The following is a 22,911-nucleotide window of genomic DNA, read 5'->3' on the forward strand; positions in this document are numbered from 1 at the left end:
CTAACGCAATGATGTACGACTTGATCGACCTGAAGGTCTTCTTGGCCGTCGCCGAGGAAAGCAATCTGTCGCGGGGCGCCGAGCGCTGTAATCTCGCTCCCTCCTCAGTCAGTTTGCGCATAAAAGGGCTTGAAGCCAGCCTCGGTACCCCCTTGCTGCTGCGCCAGGCCAGGGGTGTGGGTTTGACCCCGGCGGGTCATGTGCTGGTCGAACATGCAAGACGCTGCATGGCTCAGTTGGAGCAGATGACTACTGACTTGCAACCGTTCGCCAATGGCTTGATCGGCCACGTGACCTTTTTTGCCAACAACAATGCCATCAGCTCATATTTACCGGATGACCTGGCGCGCTTTTTCGCCAAGCACCCCAATGTCCGCATCACTCTTGAGGAGCGATTGAGCCATGACATTATTTCAGCCGTGTCCTCAGGCCGTGCCGACATCGGAGTAGTAGCCCTGGAGTCCGACCATCCAGATCTGGAGTTTCTACCCTACCGGCAGGACCAATTAGTCCTGTTAGCGCCGTTGAACGGTCGATTTGACAACCTGCATTCGGTTAGTTTTTCCGAATGCCTGGGGCTCCCATTTATCAGCCTTCAATCGGGTGCGGCACTGCATACCTTTTTAATGAATCACGCCAGTGCCCTTGGCGGGCGATTAGATGTGCGCGTCCAGGTCTCCGGATTTCGGGCGATTGCTCGCCTGGTCTCATCGGGAGCGGGTATCGGCATCGCCCCACGCTCAGCGTTGGAACCAGCAGACCTGGATCGCCTTCAGGTTATCGATCTTGTAGAAGGATGGGCCAAGCGTGATTTACGAGTGTGCGTACAGCGCAACCCGCGAGAAAAGAACGCGTTGCGAGACAACCTGATAGAGATTCTTTGTCAGCCCGGAAATGATCGATAGCGCATGAGAGCATGTTTCCCAGTTCTTATACCTCAGTGGATTGGCCTGCGCGGACCAGCACTCGGCGGGCTTGGCGAGCGACGGCCTCATCGACCATGACCCCGTTCACTTGCCCGACGCCCCGACAGTTTTCAATCAGAATGGCCCGCGCTGCGACGATCTCATCGGCGGTCGGTGTGAACGCCTGATTGATGGCAGCAATCTGACTCGGGTGGATCGCCGCTTTACCGGCAAACCCCATGTCGGCAGCCTGGAGCGCTGCCCGCTCAAGCCCGGCCAAGTCGCGAATATCGAAAAAAGGAGAATCGATAGCAGCGATAGCCGCTGTCGCGCACGCGCTCACAAGCGATACACGTGCGAAGGTGAGATTCGCTGCAAAGGGTCCACAGCCTAGATCCGCCGCCAGATCCGCAGCCCCGAACATGAGTGCGGCGAGTCGGGGCGTTGCATGAGCGATGTCTGATACCGCCTTGAGTCCGACCGCGCTTTCGATCAAGCCGATCAACTTGGTGCTCAGTCCCTTTTCGCTGAGCAGACGGTCCACTATCTGCAAATGCGCAGCAGATTCGGTTTTGGGAAGTAGCAGAAATTCAGGCTGAACCGGACTTGCCAACAGTTCGAGCACGTCACAAAGCCCCGCGGACGTATCCAGTCCGTTGATACGAATAATGCAAGGGAACCGCGTTTCCTTGGCAGCATTGAGTGTGATGAAAGCAGTAGCACGAGCACTTTTTTTGTCTTTAGGCGCTATCGCGTCTTCCAGATCAATGATCAAAATATCGGCGTCCACCTCCTCGGCTTTGGCGAAACGTTCAGGGTGTGTTGCCGGCGTGAAAAGAGCACTGCGCAGACGTATGGACATTTTCTACTCCAGAGGTGGTGAGGTGCCGCAAGGCGTGCTGTGATCCTTGCCGGCGTGAACCACCATAGCTAGACGAATTCCAATGGACTATTGTATGGAGCTCTCGATCTTCATATGTTTTACAAATACCTATGGAATTACGTCACATCCGCTACTTTCTAGCCGTCGCTCAAGAGCAGAATTTCACCCGTGCTGCTCAGAAAATCGGCATCGGACAACCGCCATTGAGCTTGCAGATCCGCGACCTGGAGCGTGAGGTGGGCACCCGGTTATTTCACCGAATTCCGCAAGGCGCAGAGTTGACTGCGGCTGGGCAGGCGTTTCATGACCTGGTTCGAAACATACCGGCTCAGGTAGAACGAGCAACGCATGCGGCTCAACGAGCCGCTCGGGGCGAGTTGGGGGCGCTGCGCATAGGTTTCACTGCCTCCGCAAGTTTCAATCCGGTCGTGGCTGCGGCGATTCGCAATTTTCGGCGGGCATACCCGGACGTCGATTTGACCCTGGAGGAAAGCAATACCATTCGATTAATGGCAGGCCTTAAGGAAGGTGACCTGGACGCGGTTTTTATTCGCCCAGGAATAGCTGAAGCTGATCATTTGACGATGCGAACTCTCTCGGAGGAACCGTTGCTCGCGGTTCTGCCAAAAGATCATGTGGCTGCACGCCAGAAAAAATTGAGCCTGAAAGATCTCAGCCAGGACCCTTTCATTCTCTATCCCAGAGAAGTAGGACCTACCTTATTCGACACCGTTATCGCTGCTTGCCGCGATGCGGGCTTTGATCCGATTCTGGGACAAAGCGCTCCACAACTTGCCTCTGTCGTGCATTTGGTAGCAGCGGAACTGGGTGTTTCGCTTGTACCGGCTTCGATGCAGCAAGTGCATGCCGCAGGGGTGGTTTTCAAAGAGATAAATGATGTATCACCTATCGCCCGGCTTACACTCGCCTGGCGTCGCAGTGACAACTCGATTTTCCTGCAGAACTTTATAAATTGTGCAGTCAGTTAACTACACACTCTCCGCCGGTATGGAAGCCGACTGCTTTCGAAAGCGGCCATTGTGAAGAGCTAAAAAATTGTCGTGAAGTGATTAGTTTTTTCACACCCACCGAATGAGCAAAAACACCAACAGCACATTCAATACGGCCAGCGAACTCAGGCCCGCCAGCACACCGCCAGCGCCCCAGGTCTGTAACAGGTAACCGCCTGCGAGGGGAGTCAAGGCTTGGCCAATGAGCGAAGGTCGAGCCATGTGCCCCATCAGCAAAACATATTGAGCGGGCGACATCAGGGCCAGTGGCAGCAGGCCTCGAACGATCGCCCGCAACCCATTACCCGCGCCGTAGATCACCAGACCTAGCGCCGTCATTGCCGGTACGATAGTCACCAACAGTAGACCTACTGCCACGAAAACCACGGAGATCAACGTCGTCCAGATAGGGTGACGCTTTCGCGAAAACACTTGTAGAACACGTGAGCCTACCTGGCTCGGCCCCAGCAACGCGCTCAAACCGATGGCGGCCGCAAGCGAGTAGCCCTGCCCCTGCAGCAATGAAATCAGCTGGACTGACATTGCCGTCATGATCACGGCGCCCAACGCAAAAATCAGCGTAAGCAATAGGTAGATCCGCCGATCTATTGAGAGGTTTTCACCACCCATTGCATTGCTTTTTGCGAGTGCCCCCGCGCCACGCTTCAGCACCCAGAGATAAAGTGGTGCCACAGCAATGACCAATAACACGCCATAAGCCACACACGTCGTGCGCCAGCCAAAATGCTCGATGACCAGCGCAACCGCGGGCCATGATAGCGTTGTCGCAAACCCTGAAATAAGCGTGATCCCGGTAATCGCACTGCCCGCCCGCTCCCCGTATAGAGAACCTAATGCGGCGAATAGCGCTTCATACAGTCCCAGCGCCATACCGACGCCAATCACTGCCCAAGACAACAGAAACATCGGCAGCGAGGTCGAGCTGGCCATCAGAAACAGCCCGATGGCGACGCCCAGGCCACTACTGGCCAGGATGGGGCGGCCGCCGTAGTGGGCGATAAGCCGGCTGGTCAATGGCGCCAGCATCGCGGAAACCAGAATGCTCAGCGACAGCGCGCCGTACACCCATTGGCTGGCCCAACCAGTCTCTCTCATGATCGGATCGGCCATGACGGCCATGAGGAAGAACGAACCTCCCCAGACCAGAACTTGCAGCATTCCCAATGTAAAAATGCCGAATACGCCAGGCAGTTGCGTTTGATGGTTCAAGACAGTGTCATCAGTGGTGAGTAAAAAACGGAAGTGGTGGGTAGCTGCGCAACTACGGGTAAGTGAACGATTCATCTAGCCATCGAATCAGCAGCTGCGTCGTCAACTGCGGATGCTCAAGCGGTGGCAGATGTCCACATTCAGCCAGCACAACCAGACGTGAATGCGGTATGCCCCGATGGATCTCTTCGGATTCGGCAGGAGGGGTGATTTCGTCGTTCTGACCCACAACGATCAACGTAGGCACTGCAATCGTTTCGAGCAGAGGCCGATAGTCCGCACGCTCGATGATCGCCTGTTGCTGACGAACGAAACCTTCTTTTCCAATCGTTTGCGCCATCGCCTGAACGGTATCTGCAATGGGCGTACCGATGCAGCGTGGATGCACGAGCCTGGGGAGCAATTGCGGCGTCACGCCCTTGAACCTGCCCATTTGAGCCAGTGTCAGCAGACCCCATCGTGCCTTGGCTCGGGCTTCATCGTCCGGTCGCACAATGGTGTCCAACAGGGCCAGTTTCATCACCCGTTCAGGCGCTTGCCGCATGATTTCCATGGCCACATACCCGCCCATGGACAAGGCGGCGAGTGCAAAAAACGGTGGTGCCTCATCCAGTATTCGCTTCGCCATCTGCGCAATGCTGGCGTCGAGGGAGACCTCCGGAATGTAGATAGGCCTTGAGTGTTCCAGGGTCGCTTTTTGATGCGCCCAAAGGCGTTCATCACATAGCAATCCAGGTATCAGCACGAGCGGTGTGTTGTTGAAAGCCAACAGAAGTCTCCCCCCGAAAGGTTGCGTCAAGGATGGGCAGCTATTACACGGCGGGGTTAATAGATTGACTGATGATTCAAAGCATGTAGCCAGCCCAAATCTTACGATTGACCAGGTCGGCAGCAATTTCGATAAAGGCATCCCCGACGAATTTTGCAGCCGGACTGACCCGTCTGTCAGCAGGAAAAACCTGGACGAGTTTGCGCATGGGAATGGGGTCGACCAAGGGTGCGGCACTGAGCACGCCAGATTCGATTTGCGGGTAAATCGATGCCAAAGGCAAAGCCGTCAAACCGAAGCCATTGCGGACCAGGTCGATCATCGCACCGAAGGAGTCGGCTTCAACGCTGGTCTTGAGCTTGATCCCGACTTCACGCGCACAATCATCCAGAATCACGCGAAGGCTGTGTCGAGCGCTTGGCAATACCAATTGCTGCTCAGCCAAAGACTCGAACGACACCGGCGTATCAAGCCGTAGGTTGGCGCTGGCGGGGCCGACCAGCAGCAAATTCTCCATCATCACCGGCACGATACGCAGCGTATGCAGGGGTTGGGGATCGTAAGAAATCGCCAGTTCCAATTCGCCACGCTGAACCCAATCCAGCAGATAGCCGCTGAAGGCCGAGGAAAACCTGACGGCGAGATTCGGGTGCGCCTCTTTGATCTTGCGTACCAACGGAACGGTGACAATTTCCGCCACCGTCGGCGTCGTACCGATGACGACCGTTCCCCGAAAAGAGGTCTTTCCGCCCACAACAGAACTTCGAATGGACTCCATTTCTTCCATGATTCGGGTGGCATGTGCCAGCACTTCGCGGCCGGCATCGGTAATCTCCATGCCTCGCCCGTGTCGATCAAACAGGTAGGTGCCGAGCTCCTTTTCCAACAATCGAATTTGCCGGCTAAGTGCCGGTTGCGCGATGTGAAGTCGGTCGGAGGCCTTGCTGAGACTGCCTAGCTCGGCCACATGAATCAGGGTCTTGAGTTGAACGACATCCATTACCAGGCCAGTCAGCATCGGGCTCGGCGCGATATGCGTCGAAAGTGCTGTGAGTGTAATCGCATTTGCGCACCTTGGAATGCACCGCAAACCGCGTGTCGTGAGGTCTCAGGAGTTTCGAGTCGGCTGTATCTCCCGGCCCACCGGGGCTGCACGCCAAGCTATAGAATTTAGGTATATCAGTTAGGCCTGCCTGACGGCTTATTACCCTTCTGACTCTGCGGTAGCGTGCAATCAACGTCGGCGCCAAAGAGCGCTCGACTCACTACAAGAATAAGATTCGAGGGCTCGCGCCATGATGTTCAATGCTTCGTCTTACCTGACCTGTCCGGCTTCCTCCGACCACGTAAAGCTCGCCACGCTCGTGCATCCTCCCTCCCCCTTCTCTTCAGAAACCCGGCCGTGAACGGGTTCACGCCTCTTCGTTAAACCCAACAACCCATCGAGTCAGTCACGTCGGATACGCATCAGCGTGCTCCTCGTATCGCCTCGCCTTGAAGAAAGGGTGAACAGCATGTCCGCATCAATCACAGACACCAAAGACCACGCTGCCGAAGCCGCTCCGATGAGAGCGCCGAACCGCGTCAAAGCCATCATGGGTGCCTGCTCGGGCAATCTGGTGGAGTGGTACGATTTTTTCATTTACGCCTACACCGCCATCTACTTTGCCGCTTCGTTTTTCCCCAAGGGAGACACTACCAGCCAGCTACTGGCGACTGCGGGCATCTTCGCCGTCGGTTTTTTCATGCGCCCGCTCGGTGGCTGGATATTCGGCTGGATCGCTGACACTCGCGGCCGCAAGGTTTCGATGATTATCTCAGTGTTCATGATGTGCGCCGGCTCGCTGCTGATCGCCGTCATGCCCACCTACGCAACCATAGGGGTCGCGGCACCGATTCTGCTCGTGGTTGCCAGGCTGATTCAGGGCCTGTCCGTCGGTGCGGAATACGGCACCGGCGCCACCTACATCAGCGAAATCGCGACACCGGGCCGTCGCTGTTTCTATGGATCGTTTCAGTACTTCACCATCATTGCCGGTCAGCTGTTGGCCTTGATGACCGTGGTCGTTCTCCAGCAAACCCTGACCGGCGAAGAGTTGCGCGAATGGGGCTGGAGGATCCCGTTCTTCATCGGCGCCTTGAGCTCGATCGTGGTGGTGTATCTGCGCCGCGCGATGCATGAAACCGCCACCAAGAAAGACATGAACCGCAAAGATGCCGGCTCTCTGCGCGGTATGTTCAAACACAAGCGGGCCGTTGCCCTGGTAGTGGCGTTCACCATCGGCGGTTCGCTGTATTTCTATACCTTCACCACCTATATGCAGAAGTTCCTGGTGATCTCCGCCGGTTTCAGCCCGGAAACGGTCAGCTTCATCATGACGGCGGCCCTGGTCGGCTTCATGCTCTGCCAGCCGCTGTTTGGCCTGCTCGCCGACCGTATCGGGATCAAGACGCACATGCTGATGTTTTCCGGGTTGGCCATGGTGCTGGTGATTCCCCTGCTCTACTCACTACAGTCGGTCAGTAACCCGTTTACGGCATTCCTGCTGGTGTTTGGCGGCTTGGCCATTGCGTCGCTCTACACCCCGGTTGCCGGGATCGTCAAAGCTGAACTGTTCCCGCCTGCGGTGCGTGCGCTGGGCGTGGGCTTTCCATACGCCGTCGGCAACGCGGCATTCGGTGGCACTGCCGAGTACGTGGCCCTGTCGCTCCGATCACAGGGTATCGAGGAGTATTTTTTCTTCTATGTCGCAGCAGTAGTGACCATCACCTTCATCGCCGCGATGTTGATGCCAAATTTGTCTCGCTACGGGTACATCAGCGGCTCCGGTGAGATCGAGGAGCGTACGGGGCTCAAGGGTTGTTCAAAACCGAGCGCTGCCAGAGTCTGACCATTACAGCGGCACGATTAGGAAGGGCCCGTTGGGCCCTTTTGGCATCATTGCGCAGTACTTTTCTGAAAATCGGCAATTTGCTGCCACATTGCAATCGGGTTGGAGTACATCGGGAAGTGCCCGCACTCAGGAATTTGCGCCAACCGCACACCTTCGGCCTGAATATGCGGCAGATAGGACAGTGACGCGTTCTGATCGCCGTACATGAACATGCGCGGGCATTTCAATCCGAGAAACTTGCCCATTAGGTCGGCGTTATCGGAGAGATTGACCATCGACTGGAATATCCCTCGTACCGCACCGGCACGCACCTTGTGCTTCAAGCTCGCCGCATAGAGCGCACTGGCATAGGCTGGTGCACGTCGGGTGCGTTCGATGAAAGCGGCAAAAAATGTTTCGCCATCGGCGGCCGGATAGTCGACCACCTGACGACTGAGGAAGCAGTCTTCCGGGGCGATATTGCCCTCGATATCGACGAAGCTGAGCACCCTGTTCGGGTATTGATGAGCGAGCATCAATGCGGTCAGTCCACCCATGGAGTGGCCGACCAAATGAAAGCGCTCAATGCCAAAATGCTCGAGCACCTGCAGTGCCGTCCTCATCAGAAATTCAATGGTGATTTTGGAAAGGTCACTGCACTGGCTTTCCCCGCAACCCGGCGCATCGTAGGCGACGAAAGGATGTCCGGCGAATGCGGCTTGCTGCACGATGTCGGCATAGTCTTCCTTGGTCGAGCCAAAACCATGCAGGAACACGATGGGCGCCAGGGTTCCAGCGCGGTGAATGGCGGCGATGTTCAGTTCGACACCCTCCACCGTTAGAGGGAGCTTCGTTTGAATGAAGGGTTCTTGCGAGAACACGTGGATGACTCCTTGAACGAATAGATTGCCACATGGCGCACAATTTCAAGGGTATCGCGCCAACTGTAAATGACTGATTGGGGAACGCTTTGATACGTCAAACCTATCAGGACTGGGTTCGAAACCGGGCAACCAACTCTTCCACCAGCGGATTGGCCCTGTCCGTATTCCAGGCCACGGCGGTCGTCACGACATTCAGTGGTTTGCTCAGCGGTCGTAACACCACATTATCGGGCGCGAGTTTTTTCAGTGAGGCAGGGACCAGGGCAATGCCTTGTCCATAGCTGACAAACGCAATTTGCGAAGCCACAGAGCGCACTTCATGCAGCACCCGAGGGGAAAATCCGCTGGCCCGGCAGGTCGCGATCAGGTTGTCGAAGTAGACCGGGCTGACCTTGCGGGAAAACATCACCAACGACTCGTTGGACAAACTGGACAGGCTGATCCGCTTGCGCGAAGCCAGTGGATGATCAATGGGCAAGGCTACGACCAGCCGATCCTCGGTCAGCGGCAACGATTTGATCGAGGCCCCGAGGTCGCCGTCCAGGCGGGCGAAAGCCAGATCGATGTCGCCGGCTTCCAGCGCAGGAACCGCTTCGACACTGTCGATCTCCCGCACAGAGACAGTGAGATGCGGGTAATCGCTCTTCAGTTGCTCGATCAAGCCTGGCAATACATCAAACATGGCCGTGGAAATCGCGCCGATGGTCAACATCCCTGACTGCCCAGCCACCGCCTCTTCCACCGCCAGTTCCAGGCGCTCCAGTTGTTCGGCGAATTTACGCACTGCCGGCAGGATCGCTGCGCCGACGGGGGTCAGTTTCGCCCCGCGTCGCGAACGGTCGAACAGCTTGACCTTGAGAGCCTGCTCCAGCACCTGGATCTGTTCGCTCAGGGGGGGCTGGGACATTCCCAGGCGCTTGGCGGCGCGGCCGAAATTCTGTTCTTCGGCCACGGCCAGGAATAACCAGAGGTGACGAATCAGGCGGAAATTGATCATGATCATTCCATAGGTTTAACGTATCTAATGCTTCTGTGATTAGTAATATACCTATCAAACTGCCTCGTTGACACTGGGCGCCTCCGTCACCACAGGGGCTCTCCCATGACTAACAAGAGTTTGCTGGATCGCTTGGCAGCGTTGGACACCAACACGGTGTCCGATGCGCTCGATTTCCTCGGCTTGCCGGGTGCCACCGTGGGGCTGCGCCCGCTGTGGAACTGCCCGAAAATCGTCGGCCGCGCCAGTACGGTCATGCTCGCCCCAAAATTCGACAGCGCACCCACGGTGCACCTGATTACCCCGGTGGTTGAACAGATTGCCAGCAACGATCGCGTACTGGTGATCGCCGGCGGAATCGAAGGTATTTCCTGCTGGGGCGACATCCTTGCCAACGCCGCAGCCGGCAAGCACGTTCGCGGCACGGTGATCGACGGTTTCAGTCGCGACATCGACGGCAGCGAAGCGATTGGCTACCCGGTTTACGGCCGCGGCGTGACCATGATCAGCGCGCGCAATCGGGTGGTGCAGATTGATGCGGGCGTAACAATCACCGTGGCCGGTGTCGACGTCAGTGAAGATGACTATCTGATCGCCGATACCTGCGGGACGGTGTTTATTCCCCAGGCTGAAATCGAGAAGGTACTCGACCTCGGCGAGCGGATCGCCCGCCGGCAGGACGGCATGGTGGAAGCCGTTCGCAACGGTCGCTCGGTGGCCGAGGTGATGCATGACACCCAGTTCGAAGCGATCCGCGTGGAGCACGCCTGATGAATCTTGAAGACAAAACGCTGGTCGCCTTGTTTGAAGGCCTGGACACCCCAGGCGTGTCCGATGCAATGGACAAACTCGGGCTGCCCGGCCAATGCCTCGGCGTGGCGCCACTGGACAATTACAGCAAGGTCGTCGTCGGACCTGCCTTCACTGTGCAGTACGTCTCGGCCAGCGTTCCTCCAGGCACTGTGGGTGATTTCATCGAAGACGTGGCACCGGGCGACGTGGTGGTCATCGACAACGGCGGCCGCACCGACTGCACCGTATGGGGTGACATCATGACCCAGTACGCCGGTACTCGGCAGATCGCTGCCACGGTCATCGACGGCGTGTGTCGTGATGTCAACAAAGCGCTGGGCGACGGTTACCCGATCTTCAGCAAGGGCCGCTTCATGCGCACCGGTAAAGACCGAGTGCAGGTTCAGTCGGTCAACCAGCCGGTGTCCATCGGTTCGGCCCGGGTCTGTGCCCGCGACATCGTGGTCGCTGACGCCAATGGCGTGGTGATCGTCCCACGAGCCCGCGCCCGTGAAGTCGCGGCTGTTGCCCGCCAGATCGAATCCGTCGAGGCCAATATCCGCGCCCTGATCACTCAAGGCAAAACCCTTAAAGAAGCCCGCGACGCACTGGGTTACCACAGCCTGCAGAGGAAAGTCTGATGACCACGCTCCCCCTCCCCCTGGATTTTCACGCACGGGCAAAAGTGCTGGGCAGCTCGACACTGTATGAGGCATCCCATCTGCCCTGCGCCGTCGACAGTGCGATCCGCCCGATCTGGGATGGCGCCTTCATCGCCGCCCCCGCCTATCCGCTGGAATGTTCGCCGGGTGACAACCTAGCCTTGCACCTGGCGATGGAACGTGTGCCCCGTGGCAGCGTGCTGGTCGTGGGCACCGGGAGTTTCATCGCCGGTTACTGGGGCGAGGTGCTCACTGTGGCGGCCGAAGCGGCTGGCGTCGTCGGGCTGATCATTGATGGCGGCGTACGTGATATCGCCGCCCTGAAGAAACGCCAGTTCCCGGTTTTTGCCCGCGGCATTTCGGTGAAAGGCACGGTCAAGGCCAGTGCGCCCTCCGTGGGCCAAGCGTTCAATTTCAATGGTGCACAGGTGGCACCGGGCGATCTAGTGGTGGCCGACGATGACGGAGTGATCATCATTCCCAAGGCGGATGCGGCACGCACACTGACCGAAGGTGAAGCAAGGGCGAGTAAGGAGGCGCAGATGATGAAAGCGCTCTCTGACGGCCGCACGACACTGGAACTGATGAACCTCACAGAGTGGAGAACCCGGGCATGAGCGCTGATATCCAACGGCTGAACCAACGCCTGGCCAGCGCGCGGCCATCAGCGACCTATCGCATCATGGATCGGGTGGCAGAACGTCGGGCGCAAGGTGCGCAGATCATTTCGCTATGCGCCGGCGAGCCTGATTTCGATACGCCCAAACACGTACGGGAGGCCGCAATTCACGCCATCGAGCATGGCCACACCCGCTACACCCAGGTCGCCGGTGTACGTTCACTGCGAGAAGCGGTGGCCGCCAAGTTCCGCCGTGAGAACGGCCTGGACGTTACCTGGCAAGACACCCTTGTCTGCAACGGTGGCAAGCAGGTGATCTACAACGCCTTGGCCGCGACCCTCAATGAGGGTGACGAAGTCATCGTGCCGGCGCCGTACTGGGTCAGTTACCCGGAGATGGTGCAACTGTGCGCAGGTGAAACCAGAATAGTCACCTGCGATGCCGATACCGGTTTCAAGCTGACGCCCGTGGCGCTGGCCGCGGCGATTACGCCTCAGACCCGCTGGCTGATCCTCAACTCGCCGTCCAACCCGACGGGGGCGGTGTACAGCCGGGATGAGCTTCACGCCTTGGCGCAGGTGTTGTTGGCACATCCTCATGTGTTTATTCTGGCCGATGACATCTACGAACACCTGATCTTTGACGATCAAACGTTCCACACCCTGGCCCAGGTTGAACCACGACTGGCGCCACGAACCCTGACCATGAACGGTGTCTCGAAAGCCTATGCCATGACGGGCTGGCGCATCGGTTTTGCCACGGGGCCACGCTGGCTGCTGGAGGCCATGGAAAAACTGCAAGGGCAGCAGACTTCCGGCGCAAGCTCGATCTCGCAACAGGCGGCACTTGCCGCACTGGAGGGCCCCAAGGATTTCATCCACGAAAGCCGCGCCGCGTTCCAGGGGCGTCGCGATTTGATGGTGGAGCTTTTGAACGCCACACCAGGTCTTGAATGCGTCAGCCCAGCGGGGGCGTTTTACGCGTTCGCTTCCTGTGCGGGGCTGATCGGTCGTACCTCGGCGGGCGGTCGAGTGCTGCACACTGACGAAGATGTCGCCCATGCACTGCTCGACGAAGCGAATGTGGCGGTGGTGCATGGCAGCGCTTTTGGCCTCGGCCCCTACATTCGCATTGCCTACGCCTTGGATGACGCTTCATTGCGCAAGGCCTGCGAGTCCATCCGCTCGTTCTGTACCAGCCTGCGTTAATCCGCCGCTGAAAAACCAACCCGGCCATGGCCGGGTTTTGCTGTTTATCAGCTGCGTTAACTCGATGCTTCTGGTAAACAATCGATCACTTTTTTTCAATCGAGCCTGAGCCATGATCACGTTCAAGCAACTGGAAGCCATCTACTGGATTGTGGAACTGGGTAGCTTCGAATCCGCAGCCATGAAACTGAACATGTCCCAGTCAGCCATCTCCAAGCGTATTCAGGAGCTGGAAGATGCCTTCGACATGCCGATCTTTGATCGTTCCAAACGCAGTGCGCGCCTGACGGAAAAAGGCACGGAGCTATTTGAGCAGGCCACGGAGATTCTGCACCAGCGCGATTACCTGCTTGAACGCATAAGCTCCAAGGAAGTGCTGGTCAGGCGCTTTCGCATCGGCGTCACCGAGCTGACCGCCATGACTTGGCTACCGGCGCTGGTCGAGGGTATTCGCAGTGCTTATCCCAAAGTGGCACTGGAACCCTCGGTCGAGCTCAGCACCGAACTGGTGGCCAAACTGGAGAACGATCAGCTCGACCTGATCATCGTTCCCGACATCTTTGCCGACGCGCGTTTCGTCAGCACGCCGCTGAGTTCAGTGGAGAACGCCTGGATGTGTGCACCTTCGCTGCATCAGGGTAACGAGATCATGAACATGCAGGCTATTTCCTCGTACACCGTCCTGACTCAGGGCGGCGGCTCCGGCACCGGGTTGATCTATGAGCGCTGGTTTGCCCAGAATGACGTCCGGGTCCACCGTACGATCAAAAGCAACTACCTGATCGCCCAGTTGGGCCTGACCCTGTCCGGTGTCGGCATCAGCTACCTGCCTCGCCAGTGTCTCTCGCCATTGGTGGACCAGGGCCGGCTGCTGGTCATCGAAACCGAGCCTGCGCTGCCTCCCATCCACTACATCGCCGTGCACCGCTCCGATCGTCTTCAGGGCCTCAGTGTCGAAGTTGCACGTCTGGCGGCAGATTGCTGTGATTTCAGCCGCATGGTGATTTAGCTCTTGAAACAAGAAAAAAAGCGATGCTTTTACATAGATAAATATCGCTAATAGTGCCGAGCGACCTTTCTTACTATGAACGCATAGCCCACAAGGGTTCAGTCGTTCATGGAGGTCGCTATGTCATTGCCCGGTTCACGTATCTACCCTTCTCCACCCCAGGCGCCACGCTCGCTGCTGGACGCTTTTCAGAGCGTCGTCACGCCGCATATCAGCGACAACCTCGGGCGTCACATCGGTGCCCGGGGGCTGACGCGCTATAACCACACCGGCAAACTGGTGGGCACCGCCCTGACGGTGAAGACTCGCCCCGGTGACAACCTCTACATCTACAAGGCCCTGACGCTGATCGAACCGGGGCATGTGTTGGTGATCGACGCCCAGGGTGACGCGACCAACGCGGTCATCGGTGAGCTGATCAAGCTCTATGCCCAGCAACGCGGCTGTGTCGGCTTCGTCGTCGACGGCGCCGTCCGCGATGTCGCCAGTTTTGAAGCCACACCGTGCTATGCCCGCAGCGTGGTGCATTGCGGCCCCTACAAAAGCGGCCCAGGGGAAATCAACGTCCCGGTGTCAATCGGCGGGATGATCATCAATCCGGGCGACATCATTGTCGGTGACGAGGATGGGCTGGTTGCCTTTTCGCCCGACCATGCCGAGCAGGTGTTGGTCAAGGCGCGCGAGCATGACGCGCACGAACAGCAGGTCAAAGCCGAAATCGCCACTGGCGCCATCGATCAGTCATGGCTGGACAAGGTGCTGGAAAAGGCTGGCCTGGCGAACTGAAAAACACTGCGTAATCGCCTTGCTGCAGGGACCTCTCAACACCATCCAACCGGGCCTCCAGCCCGGTTTTTTTATGCCTGCGTCTCAAACCTTTTCATCAATAAAAGTGATCTGTTGAGAGGAGTATTTGTCGCTTTTTTTGCAGATTCACAATCATTACTTTGGCCGGACAACACCAACAGAAAAATAAGGTCCGCCCCATGTCTATGCCTGAAGTCATAAAACCCGCCGTGCGCAGCAATTACCGCTGGGTGGTCGCGGCCCTGATTTTTCTGATTTACACCATCGCAGCCGCCGACCGGGCCAACCTGGGCGTCGCGCTACCGTTTATTCGTAAAGAGTTTGAAATGAGCAATGCCGAGGCCGGCGGCTTAATGAGCCTGTTTCTACTGGCCTATGCCTTGGTACAGATTCCTTCCGGCTTTGCCTTCGGCCGTTTCGGCGTCAGCCGGATCCTGCCCGGCGCCATGGTGCTGACATCAATGCTGACGGGGCTAGTGGGTACAGCCAGTTCATTGCTGGCCCTCAAACTGTATCGCCTTGGCCTTGGCGTCGCTGAAGGTCCACTGCCGATCAGCATGACCACGACCATCAACAACTGGTTTCCTGCGCGGGAAAAAGGCACCGCGTCAGGGATCTTTCTGTCCGCCGTCAAGTTCGGGCCGGTGATTGTGCCGCCACTGTGTGCCGTGATCATTTCGGTATGGGGCTGGCGAGAGATCTTCTACTTCTTTGCCGTGCCCGGCATCGCACTGGCAGTCGTCTGGTATTTCATGGTCACCGACCACCCCTCCCGAAGCCGGTTCGTCAACGCAGCCGAGCTCAGCTACATCATCGAAGAAACCGGCAGCACTGAAGCGACTCAACAAACCCGTCCCCAGCAGACTCCTGCTTGGGTGAGCAAACTCGACCGAGTCATACGTGCCCGCCATGAAACGCCCCTGGAAACCAACCGGCAGGTGTTCAAGTCCTGGAACATTTGGGGCTGCGCCACCAGTTATTGCTTCCAACTGGGCGTATCGAGCGTACTGCTGGCCTGGATTCCAACCTACCTGATGACCGTAAAACAGTTCTCGATCATGAACATGGGGCTGGTGTCGGCTGCGCCATGGGTGGGCGCCGTACTCGGCAACCTGCTGGGTGGTTTCTGCTCGGATCGGCTGATGGGTGGGCGGCGCAAACCCGGCATGCTGCTATCTGCGCTGGGTACGTCGCTGATGATGTACCTGCTGATCAACTCGCCTGCCGAACCGATTCCCTACGGCTTGCTGCTGTTGTTGACTGGTGCCGTTCTCAGCCTGGGTTTCTCTTCCTACATGGTTTACCCGATGGGGCTGACCACAAAAAAAACGTTCCCCATCTCCAACGCCGTCGTGAACATGGTCGGTCAACTGGGCGCGGCGGCGACGCCGTTCATTACCGGGCTGCTGCTGGATAACTATGGCTGGAACTATGTGTTTGCCTGGCTGGCGATCGGATCGTTCATGAGTTTCATCCTCTTGCTAACCATTTCCGAGCCACGGGCGAGATTGAGCACCCCTGGTTGAAGCGCATTCCGAATAAAACCGGGCCGCTCGTTTGAGCGGCTTCTGTCTGAACGATTCTGTCATCACTGCGAGGTGTTACACATGTCCCCCCAAGACAAAGAATTGGTTGCCCTGTTTGAAGGCCTGGATACGCCTGGCGTGTCCGATGCCCTGGATAAACTGGGTCTGCCTGGCCAGTGCCTGGGCGTCATGCCCCTGGACAATTATCGGCAAGTGGTGGTCGGGCCGGCCTACACCGTGAGCTACGTCACCGCCAGTTGCCCGCCGGGAACGGTCGGAGATTTCATCGATGATGTGGCAGAAGGCGACGTGGTGGTTATCGACAATGACGGGCGCACCGACTGCACCGTCTGGGGCGACATCATGACCCAATATGCCGGGAGCAAACGGATCGCGGCGACCGTTATCGACGGTGTCTGCCGGGACGTCAGCAAGGCACTCGGTGAAGGCTACCCACTGTTCAGCAAAGGCCGCTTCATGCGCACCGGGAAGGATCGGGTCGAAGTGGAATCCGTCAATCAGCCGGTGTCTATCGGCCAGGCCCGCGTGTGCGCCAGAGACATCGTGGTCGCCGATGCCAACGGCGTGGTGATCGTGCCCCGGGATCGAGCCCATGAGGTGGCGGCCTGTGCCCGCTCAATCGAAGAGGTGGAATCGCGTATTCGTGCCTTGATCGCTGAAGGCAAATCCCTCAAGGAAGCCAGGACAGCGCTGGGTTACCACACCCTGCAACGCAAGTCCTGACCCTCGCCTGACAACCCCTTCCCTTTTTGCCCTCACTGCCTGCCCACGACAGCGCAATGTGAGGGCTTTTTTTGCTTGCGCGTCCAGAGTCTTGGCGAACGACAAAGGGCGAGCAGCCACGTCTGTGAATGCTCCCCCTTTGATCTTGAAGACACACCGATAACAGGTCAGACCGTCAGCGGTTTTTCTCCGCTGTCATTCTGGATAGGCTGCCCAGCAGCATGACGGTCTGCTTCGTCCTCACTCACCAACTCCCCCTCCCATTTGGCCACGACCGCCGTGGCGATGGAGTTGCCCACCGCGTTGGTCGCCGAGCGGCCCATGTCGAGGAAGGTGTCGATCCCCAGAATCAGCAGCAAACCGGCTTCGGGAATATCGAACTGGGTCAGCGTCGCGGCAATCACTACCAGCGAGGCGCGTGGCACGCCGGCCATGCCTTTGGAGGTCAGCATCAACGTCAACAACATAGTGATCTGCGTGCCGATCGACATCTCGATGCCATAGGCCTGAGCGATGAACAGCACGGCAAACGTGCAGTACATCATCGAGCCGTCGAGGTTGAAGGAATACCCCATGGGCATGACGAAACTGGAGATCCTGCGCCTGACCCCGAAACGATCCAGCGCATGAAGAATCTTCGGGTAAGCCGACTCGGAACTGGCCGTGGCGAAAGACAGGAGGAAAGCCTCCCTGATCAGCACCACCAGTTTGAATACGCGCCGCCCCAGGAACATCCAACCGGCAAAGACCAGCATCGCCCAGAGCACGATCAACCCGAAATAGAAGTCGCGCATGAAGACCGCGAATTTCACCAGAATGTAGAGCCCGTTGACCGCCACGGTCGCGGCCATGGCCGCCATCACCGCCAGCGGCGCGAGCTTCATCACATAACCCGTGACTTTCAGCATCGCCTGGGACAGCTCCTCGATGACATTGATCAGCCCCTGGGCCTTCTTGCCCAGAGAAGCCAACGCCACACCGAAAAACAGCGAGAACACCACGATCTGCAGAATTTCGTTCGTGGCCATGGCCTCGGCGAAAGACCTGGGCACCAAATGCGTGGCGAAATCCTTGAGGGTGAACACCGACGTTTGCAGGTTGGTCGCACTGGTCACCTCTGGCAATGGCAAGCCCAGGTTGTGCCCGGGTTGCAGCAGGTTGGCCATGACCAACCCCACCGACAGCGAAATCAAAGACGCGGTGACGAACCAGCCCAGCGCCTTGCAAAAGACCCGGCCCACAGCGCTTGCGTCGCCCATGTGGGCGATGCCCACTACCAGCGTCGAAAACACCAAAGGTCCGATGAGCATTTTGATCAGGCGTAGAAAAATGTCGGAGATGATCGAGATGTACCCGGCGATCCTGATCGCCGCCGCTTTGTCTGGGAAGTTGAGGAAAATCATGTAGCCGATAAGGATCCCCAGCAGCATGGCGATCAATATGCCTGCCGCAGCCGGTAGCCTGTTCTTCATAACGCACCTGTTGTCGTATTTTCTGGAAAGTAGCCTGGGTAAACGCCCGCGTGATCACGCGACAGCGTTGAAAAGCGCAAGGGCCGCCGCAGTGCTACGGAATGAAAAAGGCAAGTGCAAAGTGCCTGTATCGGCAGGCCGAGGATGGATGCGGGTGGAACAGATCATGGACAGAGGACAGGACGGGGCAAGCCAACTGCAGGAGGCTGTCATACATAGGTGCAACCCTCGGATCTTATAGTTGTGGTTGCGTCGGTTACGCGCTGTACCGACGTAGCCGGAAACTACGCTAGTGCTGCTCCCCCAATAAGAGCCGATCGCGCTCTACCAGATATGCCCAAATGCGATGGCGGCGCGCTCAAAGTCCGCGTTTTCTCCAACGGCAATTTCTCGGTTTTCCCTTTCCCATAATTCGTGGTTATCGCCGCTCACTGCTGCGCCACGCATTCACCGCCCAGCTATACAAAACGGGCATATCTCAAAGACAAAAACGGTAGTCGTCGTTCTCCTTCAGCGCTCCCAGAATGGGTGAAAACACAAAAGCAGCACTGCTTGGGAGATAGGCATGTCAACAGAAGCTGAACAAACCGTGGGACAGGATTGGCAGGAGGACGTATTCCGCGTGCTCAAGGCCCACGACGTCAAACACGTGGTCTTCGTACCGGACGCAGGTCACTCGGCGGCCATCCGCATGTCGTATGCCGACCCGGACATCAAGGCCGTTGTCCTCACCACCGAAGAAGAAGGTATCGGCTACCTCGCCGGCGCCTGGCTCGGCGGTGAGCGCGGTGCACTCTTGATGCAGTCCAGCGGTGTCGGTAACTGCATCAACACCCTGGCACTTCAGGTCTGTGCCGGTTTCCCGCTGTTGATGGTGGTGACCATGCGCGGCGACTGGGCCGAATTCAATGCGTGGCAGAACCCGATGGGCCAGGCCACCGAAGCTTCCCTGAACCTGATGAAGGTCATGACCTGGCGCGCGGACGTCCCTACAGATGTCGCCCCGCTGCTGCACGGTGCCGCGACCATGGCATTCAACGGTGATTCCGCCACTGCCCTGCTGCTCGGCCAGCGCCTGATTGGAGAAAAGAAATGGGTCAAGTAAGCGCAAACCACACCCTGTGCCGCCGCGAAGTGGTCAAGACCTTGCTGGCCGACCGCAAAGACGTGCTGGTCGTGACCGGCCTGGGCTCGGCGTCCTATGACGTCATGGCGGCTGGTGACAACGATCTGAATTATTACCTCTGGGCCGCCATGGGCAGCGCGATCACCGTGGGCCTGGGCCTGGCCAATGCCCAGCCGGACAAGTCGGTGGTGGTGGTTACCGGTGACGGTGAGTTGCTCATGGGGTTTGGCGCCCTCGCCACGGTGGCGCTGCAGAAGCCCGCCAACCTGACCATCGCGGTTCTGGATAACGGTCACTTCGGTGAAACCGGCATGCAGGTCAGCCACGCCGGTTTCGGTATTTCCCTGGACCAGGTGGCGAAGACCTGCGGTTTCAGCTGGACCGACGAAATTCGCGACATGGAAGGCGTACACAACCTGCGCGAACGCTTCGCTACCCGTGATGGCGTCAAGCTCGCAACGATCAAGATCAAGGCGGAAAACCCACCGCGTGTACTGCCACCGCGTGATGGTCACTTCATCAAGAATCGCTTTCGTGCCGCGCTGGGTTTCAACCCGATCTGATTGCGCCCTACCCGGACCCGGTCACGCATGGCCGATGCCATGCGTGACGCGTTGAGGAGAACAATAATGACTGACCGCAACTCTGAAGAACTCAATGCCATCCGCGAGGGCGTGCGCGCCCTGTGTGCTGAATTCGATGCCGCTTACTGGCGCAAAATCGACGAAGAAAAAGGCTTTCCGGAAACCTTCGTCAAAGCCCTGACCGACGCCGGCTGGCTGGCCGCGATGATTCCTGTCGAATATGGCGGCTCCGGCCTCGGGCTGGCCGAAGCCTCGGTCATCCTCGAAGAAGTGAACTGCTGTGGCGGCAACTCCGGCACCGTTCACGGGCAGATGTACAACATGTTCACCCTGCTGCGTCATGGCAGCGAGGCACAGAAAAGCTACTACCTGCCGAAACTGGCCAACGGTGAACTGCGCCTGCAATCGATGGGTGTGACCGAGCCCACCACCGGCACCGACACCACCAAGATCAAGACCACCGCGATCAAACGCGGCGACAAGTACGTGATCAACGGACAAAAAGTGTGGATCTCGCGAATCCAGCATTCCGACCTGATGATCCTGCTGGCACGCACCACGCCGCTGGCCGAGGTGAAAAAGAAGTCCGAAGGCATGTCGATCTTCCTCGTCGATCTGCGCGAGGCCATCGGCAACGGCATGACCGTGCAGCCGATCGCCAACATGGTCAACCACGAGACCAACGAGTTGTTCTTCGACAACCTGGAGATCCCCGCAGACAGTCTGATCGGCGAGGAAGGCAAAGGCTTCAGGTACATCCTCGACGGCCTGAATGCCGAACGCACCCTGATCGCTGCCGAATGCATTGGCGACGGTCGCTGGTTTATCGAAAAGGCCAGTGCTTATGCCCGCGATCGCGTGGTGTTCGGGCGCCCTATCGGGCAGAACCAGGGCGTGCAGTTCCCCATCGCCGAAGCCCACATCGAAATCGAAGCGGCTGACCTGATGCGCTGGCGTGCCTGCGAGGAATACGACAGCGGCATCAATGCCGGGGCCAGCGCCAACATGGCCAAGTACCTGGCGGCGAAAGCGTCCTGGGAAGCGGCCAACGCCTGCTTGCAAACCCACGGCGGTTTTGGTTTCGCCTGCGAATACGACGTCGAGCGCAAGTTCCGTGAAACCCGGCTGTACCAGGTAGCGCCCATCTCCACCAACCTGATCCTGTCGTACGTTGCCGAACACCTGCTCGAGCTGCCGCGCTCTTTCTAATAACAAGAGAGATAACATCATGAGCCAGCCCAAAGGCCTCCGTCCGCTCGATGGCATGACCGTCGTCAGCCTTGAGCACGCTATTGCAGCGCCCTTCTGCACCCGACAACTGGCCGACCTCGGCGCCCGGGTGATCAAGGTCGAACGTCCAGGCACAGGCGATTTCGCCCGGGGCTACGACCAACGCGTCAACGGTCTGGCCTCGCACTTTGTCTGGACCAATCGTTCGAAAGAAAGCCTGACCCTCGACCTGAAGCAAGATTCGGCCACTGAGGTGCTGGACAGTTTGCTGGCCACCGCCGATGTGCTCGTGCAGAACCTGGCGCCTGGTGCGGCTGCGCGAATGGGGCTGTCATTTGAGGTGTTACATCAGCGATTTCCGCGCCTGATCGTCTGCGACATTTCAGGCTATGGCGCCGGTGGCCCCTATGAGAAGAAGAAAGCCTACGACCTGCTGATCCAGAGTGAAGGCGGCTTCCTGTCGGTCACCGGCGGCCAGGGCGAGGAAGAAATGGCCAAGGCCGGTTGTTCAATTGCCGATATCGCGGCCGGCATGTACGCCTTCACCGGCATCCTGTCCGCGCTGTTGTTGCGTGAACGCACCGGTGAAGGCAGCCACCTCGATGTTTCGATGCTCGAAAGCCTGGTCGAGTGGATGAACTACCCGATGTACTACGCCTACGACGGAGCACCACCGCCCCCTCGCGCCGGTGCTGCGCACGCCACCATTTATCCCTACGGCCCCTTCCCTGTCGGTGACGGCACCACCGTGATGCTGGGTTTGCAGAACGAGCGTGAATGGCAGCTGTTTTGCGAGAAGGTACTGCTTGCACCCGAGCTGGCCAAAGACCCGCGTTTCTCCGCCAACTTCAAACGTGTCGAGAACCGAAACGCGCTACGGGAACTGATCATTGAATCGTTCTCCACGCTCAACTTCGATGCGGTGATTGATCGCCTGGACCATGCGCACATCGCCAACGCTCGGGTGAACGATATGCAAGGTGTCTGGGACCATCCGCAACTTCAGGCCCGTGACCGTTGGCGAGAAGTCGAAACCTCTGCCGGCCCCATTCCAAGCCTGATCCCGCCCGGTAGCAACAGTGCGTTCGAGCCTCGTATGGATGCCGTGCCGGGCCTAGGCCAACACACCGAACAGCTACTCAAGGAATTGGGGCTGGGGACGGAGCGCATTGAAGAAATGCGTGCCGCCGGGGCCATCTGATTGCAACGAACAACTATTTTCGAGTGAACACTGCCCCATGAAGATCCTGGTAGCTGTGAAACGCGTCGTCGATTACAACGCGAAAGTTCGCGTCAAGGCGGACAGTTCCGGCGTCGACCTCGCCAACGTGAAGATGTCGATGAACCCGTTCTGCGAAATCGCCGTGGAAGAAGCCGTACGCCTGAAAGAGAAGGGTGTTGCGACTGAAATCGTCGTCGTCTCCGTAGGCCCGTCCACCGCTCAAGAGCAACTGCGCACCGCGCTGGCTCTGGGTGCCGACCGCGCCATCCTCGTCGAGTCCGCCGAAGACCTGACTTCCCTGGCTGTTGCCAAACTGTTGAAAGCTGTTGTCGACAAGGAACAGCCTCAGCTGGTGATC

The 22,911-nt window shown here is 58.2% G+C and carries 23 protein-coding genes; 16 read left to right on the forward strand and 7 right to left on the reverse strand.

Annotated elements, in window-relative coordinates:
• Positions 1 to 8: 8 nt before the first annotated feature.
• On the forward strand, positions 9 to 905 hold the full coding sequence (locus AC1D19_RS20790) for a LysR substrate-binding domain-containing protein (RefSeq protein WP_477764398.1): 897 nt from the start codon (positions 9 to 11) through the stop codon (positions 903 to 905).
• A gap of 25 nt (positions 906 to 930) precedes the next feature.
• On the opposite strand, the gene ripC is transcribed toward AC1D19_RS20790, so the two are convergent.
• Complete coding sequence (gene ripC / locus AC1D19_RS20795) at positions 931 to 1,767, reverse strand: itaconate degradation C-C-lyase RipC (protein WP_477764399.1); 837 nt, start codon at positions 1,765 to 1,767, stop codon at positions 931 to 933.
• Positions 1,768 to 1,898: 131 nt separating this feature from the next.
• On the opposite strand from ripC, the gene AC1D19_RS20800 reads away from it, so the two are divergent.
• On the forward strand, positions 1,899 to 2,777 hold the full coding sequence (locus tag AC1D19_RS20800; RefSeq protein WP_095191782.1) for a LysR family transcriptional regulator: 879 nt from the start codon (positions 1,899 to 1,901) through the stop codon (positions 2,775 to 2,777).
• A gap of 90 nt (positions 2,778 to 2,867) precedes the next feature.
• On the opposite strand, the gene AC1D19_RS20805 is transcribed toward AC1D19_RS20800, so the two are convergent.
• The 3 genes from AC1D19_RS20805 to AC1D19_RS20815 form a co-directional block, all read right to left on the reverse strand.
• Positions 2,868 to 3,977: an MFS transporter gene (locus AC1D19_RS20805; protein WP_477764423.1), complete on the reverse strand. Its 1,110-nt coding sequence runs from the start codon at positions 3,975 to 3,977 to the stop codon at positions 2,868 to 2,870.
• A 103-nt stretch (positions 3,978 to 4,080) separates the two neighbouring features.
• A complete protein-coding gene (locus AC1D19_RS20810) occupies positions 4,081 to 4,797 on the reverse strand; it encodes an alpha/beta fold hydrolase (RefSeq protein ID WP_477764400.1) in 717 nt (238 codons plus the stop codon).
• 76 nt (positions 4,798 to 4,873) lie between these two features.
• A complete protein-coding gene (locus AC1D19_RS20815) occupies positions 4,874 to 5,815 on the reverse strand; it encodes a LysR family transcriptional regulator (protein WP_477764401.1) in 942 nt (313 codons plus the stop codon).
• A 496-nt stretch (positions 5,816 to 6,311) separates the two neighbouring features.
• Between AC1D19_RS20815 and AC1D19_RS20820 the strand changes: the two genes are divergently transcribed.
• Positions 6,312 to 7,688 carry an MFS family transporter gene (locus AC1D19_RS20820; protein WP_477764402.1) on the forward strand — a complete coding sequence of 459 codons (1,377 nt, stop codon included), beginning with the start codon at positions 6,312 to 6,314 and terminating at the stop codon, positions 7,686 to 7,688.
• A 47-nt stretch (positions 7,689 to 7,735) separates the two neighbouring features.
• On the opposite strand, the gene AC1D19_RS20825 is transcribed toward AC1D19_RS20820, so the two are convergent.
• Both AC1D19_RS20825 and AC1D19_RS20830 read right to left on the reverse strand, forming a co-directional pair.
• A complete protein-coding gene (locus AC1D19_RS20825; RefSeq protein ID WP_477764403.1) occupies positions 7,736 to 8,551 on the reverse strand; it encodes an alpha/beta fold hydrolase in 816 nt (271 codons plus the stop codon).
• A gap of 106 nt (positions 8,552 to 8,657) precedes the next feature.
• Positions 8,658 to 9,551 carry a LysR family transcriptional regulator gene (locus AC1D19_RS20830; RefSeq protein WP_048381811.1) on the reverse strand — a complete coding sequence of 298 codons (894 nt, stop codon included), beginning with the start codon at positions 9,549 to 9,551 and terminating at the stop codon, positions 8,658 to 8,660.
• Positions 9,552 to 9,656: 105 nt separating this feature from the next.
• Here AC1D19_RS20830 and AC1D19_RS20835 point away from each other — a divergent pair, with 105 nt between their 5' ends.
• The 8 genes from AC1D19_RS20835 (at position 9,657) to AC1D19_RS20870 (ending at position 16,919) form a co-directional block, all read left to right on the forward strand.
• A complete protein-coding gene (locus tag AC1D19_RS20835) occupies positions 9,657 to 10,322 on the forward strand; it encodes an RraA family protein (protein ID WP_477764404.1) in 666 nt (221 codons plus the stop codon).
• Positions 10,322 to 10,984: an RraA family protein gene (locus tag AC1D19_RS20840; RefSeq protein ID WP_151213648.1), complete on the forward strand. Its 663-nt coding sequence runs from the start codon at positions 10,322 to 10,324 to the stop codon at positions 10,982 to 10,984. The genes AC1D19_RS20835 and AC1D19_RS20840 overlap by 1 nt, the downstream gene beginning before the upstream one ends.
• A complete protein-coding gene (locus tag AC1D19_RS20845) occupies positions 10,984 to 11,622 on the forward strand; it encodes an RraA family protein (protein ID WP_477764405.1) in 639 nt (212 codons plus the stop codon). The genes AC1D19_RS20840 and AC1D19_RS20845 overlap by 1 nt, the downstream gene beginning before the upstream one ends.
• Complete coding sequence (locus tag AC1D19_RS20850) at positions 11,619 to 12,833, forward strand: pyridoxal phosphate-dependent aminotransferase (protein ID WP_477764406.1); 1,215 nt, start codon at positions 11,619 to 11,621, stop codon at positions 12,831 to 12,833. Before AC1D19_RS20845 ends, AC1D19_RS20850 begins: the two co-directional genes overlap by 4 nt.
• Before the next feature lie 112 nt (positions 12,834 to 12,945).
• Positions 12,946 to 13,842 carry a LysR family transcriptional regulator gene (locus AC1D19_RS20855; protein ID WP_477764407.1) on the forward strand — a complete coding sequence of 299 codons (897 nt, stop codon included), beginning with the start codon at positions 12,946 to 12,948 and terminating at the stop codon, positions 13,840 to 13,842.
• Positions 13,843 to 13,962: 120 nt separating this feature from the next.
• Positions 13,963 to 14,628: an RraA family protein gene (locus AC1D19_RS20860; protein ID WP_477764408.1), complete on the forward strand. Its 666-nt coding sequence runs from the start codon at positions 13,963 to 13,965 to the stop codon at positions 14,626 to 14,628.
• Between the two features lie 200 nt (positions 14,629 to 14,828).
• Positions 14,829 to 16,175, forward strand: a complete 1,347-nt coding sequence (locus AC1D19_RS20865) for an MFS transporter (RefSeq protein ID WP_477764409.1) — start codon at positions 14,829 to 14,831, stop codon at positions 16,173 to 16,175.
• A gap of 81 nt (positions 16,176 to 16,256) precedes the next feature.
• Positions 16,257 to 16,919, forward strand: a complete 663-nt coding sequence (locus AC1D19_RS20870) for an RraA family protein (protein ID WP_477764410.1) — start codon at positions 16,257 to 16,259, stop codon at positions 16,917 to 16,919.
• A 167-nt stretch (positions 16,920 to 17,086) separates the two neighbouring features.
• Here the strand turns inward: AC1D19_RS20870 and AC1D19_RS20875 are convergent, their stop codons facing one another.
• Positions 17,087 to 18,391, reverse strand: a complete 1,305-nt coding sequence (locus AC1D19_RS20875; RefSeq protein ID WP_477764411.1) for a dicarboxylate/amino acid:cation symporter — start codon at positions 18,389 to 18,391, stop codon at positions 17,087 to 17,089.
• 565 nt (positions 18,392 to 18,956) lie between these two features.
• Here AC1D19_RS20875 and AC1D19_RS20880 point away from each other — a divergent pair.
• The 5 genes from AC1D19_RS20880 to AC1D19_RS20900 all read left to right on the forward strand — a co-directional run.
• Complete coding sequence (locus AC1D19_RS20880) at positions 18,957 to 19,496, forward strand: thiamine pyrophosphate-binding protein (RefSeq protein ID WP_008001340.1); 540 nt, start codon at positions 18,957 to 18,959, stop codon at positions 19,494 to 19,496.
• Positions 19,484 to 20,080, forward strand: coding sequence for a thiamine pyrophosphate-dependent enzyme (locus AC1D19_RS20885; RefSeq protein WP_223508419.1), 597 nt, complete (start codon positions 19,484 to 19,486; stop codon positions 20,078 to 20,080). The genes AC1D19_RS20880 and AC1D19_RS20885 overlap by 13 nt, the downstream gene beginning before the upstream one ends.
• A gap of 66 nt (positions 20,081 to 20,146) precedes the next feature.
• Complete coding sequence (locus tag AC1D19_RS20890; RefSeq protein ID WP_477764412.1) at positions 20,147 to 21,310, forward strand: acyl-CoA dehydrogenase family protein; 1,164 nt, start codon at positions 20,147 to 20,149, stop codon at positions 21,308 to 21,310.
• Positions 21,311 to 21,329: 19 nt separating this feature from the next.
• Positions 21,330 to 22,532: a CaiB/BaiF CoA transferase family protein gene (locus tag AC1D19_RS20895; protein ID WP_477764413.1), complete on the forward strand. Its 1,203-nt coding sequence runs from the start codon at positions 21,330 to 21,332 to the stop codon at positions 22,530 to 22,532.
• Positions 22,533 to 22,569: 37 nt separating this feature from the next.
• On the forward strand, positions 22,570 to 22,911 hold a 342-nt coding region (locus tag AC1D19_RS20900; protein WP_477764414.1), incomplete at its 3' end, for an electron transfer flavoprotein subunit beta/FixA family protein.

It is taken from the genome of Pseudomonas sp. P1_C12, from assembly GCF_056406435.1.

Coding starts and splice junctions, on each gene's coding strand:
- AC1D19_RS20790 (WP_477764398.1), top strand. CDS start 9: ATGATGTACGACTTGATCGACCTGAAGGTCTTCTTGGCCGTCGCCGAG.
- ripC (WP_477764399.1), bottom strand. CDS start 1,767: ATGTCCATACGTCTGCGCAGTGCTCTTTTCACGCCGGCAACACACCCT.
- AC1D19_RS20800 (WP_095191782.1), top strand. CDS start 1,899: ATGGAATTACGTCACATCCGCTACTTTCTAGCCGTCGCTCAAGAGCAG.
- AC1D19_RS20805 (WP_477764423.1), bottom strand. CDS start 3,977: ATGCTGCAAGTTCTGGTCTGGGGAGGTTCGTTCTTCCTCATGGCCGTC.
- AC1D19_RS20815 (WP_477764401.1), bottom strand. CDS start 5,815: ATGCTGACTGGCCTGGTAATGGATGTCGTTCAACTCAAGACCCTGATT.
- AC1D19_RS20820 (WP_477764402.1), top strand. CDS start 6,312: ATGTCCGCATCAATCACAGACACCAAAGACCACGCTGCCGAAGCCGCT.
- AC1D19_RS20830 (WP_048381811.1), bottom strand. CDS start 9,551: ATGATCAATTTCCGCCTGATTCGTCACCTCTGGTTATTCCTGGCCGTG.
- AC1D19_RS20835 (WP_477764404.1), top strand. CDS start 9,657: ATGACTAACAAGAGTTTGCTGGATCGCTTGGCAGCGTTGGACACCAAC.
- AC1D19_RS20840 (WP_151213648.1), top strand. CDS start 10,322: ATGAATCTTGAAGACAAAACGCTGGTCGCCTTGTTTGAAGGCCTGGAC.
- AC1D19_RS20845 (WP_477764405.1), top strand. CDS start 10,984: ATGACCACGCTCCCCCTCCCCCTGGATTTTCACGCACGGGCAAAAGTG.
- AC1D19_RS20850 (WP_477764406.1), top strand. CDS start 11,619: ATGAGCGCTGATATCCAACGGCTGAACCAACGCCTGGCCAGCGCGCGG.
- AC1D19_RS20855 (WP_477764407.1), top strand. CDS start 12,946: ATGATCACGTTCAAGCAACTGGAAGCCATCTACTGGATTGTGGAACTG.
- AC1D19_RS20860 (WP_477764408.1), top strand. CDS start 13,963: ATGTCATTGCCCGGTTCACGTATCTACCCTTCTCCACCCCAGGCGCCA.
- AC1D19_RS20865 (WP_477764409.1), top strand. CDS start 14,829: ATGTCTATGCCTGAAGTCATAAAACCCGCCGTGCGCAGCAATTACCGC.
- AC1D19_RS20870 (WP_477764410.1), top strand. CDS start 16,257: ATGTCCCCCCAAGACAAAGAATTGGTTGCCCTGTTTGAAGGCCTGGAT.
- AC1D19_RS20875 (WP_477764411.1), bottom strand. CDS start 18,391: ATGAAGAACAGGCTACCGGCTGCGGCAGGCATATTGATCGCCATGCTG.
- AC1D19_RS20880 (WP_008001340.1), top strand. CDS start 18,957: ATGTCAACAGAAGCTGAACAAACCGTGGGACAGGATTGGCAGGAGGAC.
- AC1D19_RS20885 (WP_223508419.1), top strand. CDS start 19,484: ATGGGTCAAGTAAGCGCAAACCACACCCTGTGCCGCCGCGAAGTGGTC.
- AC1D19_RS20890 (WP_477764412.1), top strand. CDS start 20,147: ATGACTGACCGCAACTCTGAAGAACTCAATGCCATCCGCGAGGGCGTG.
- AC1D19_RS20895 (WP_477764413.1), top strand. CDS start 21,330: ATGAGCCAGCCCAAAGGCCTCCGTCCGCTCGATGGCATGACCGTCGTC.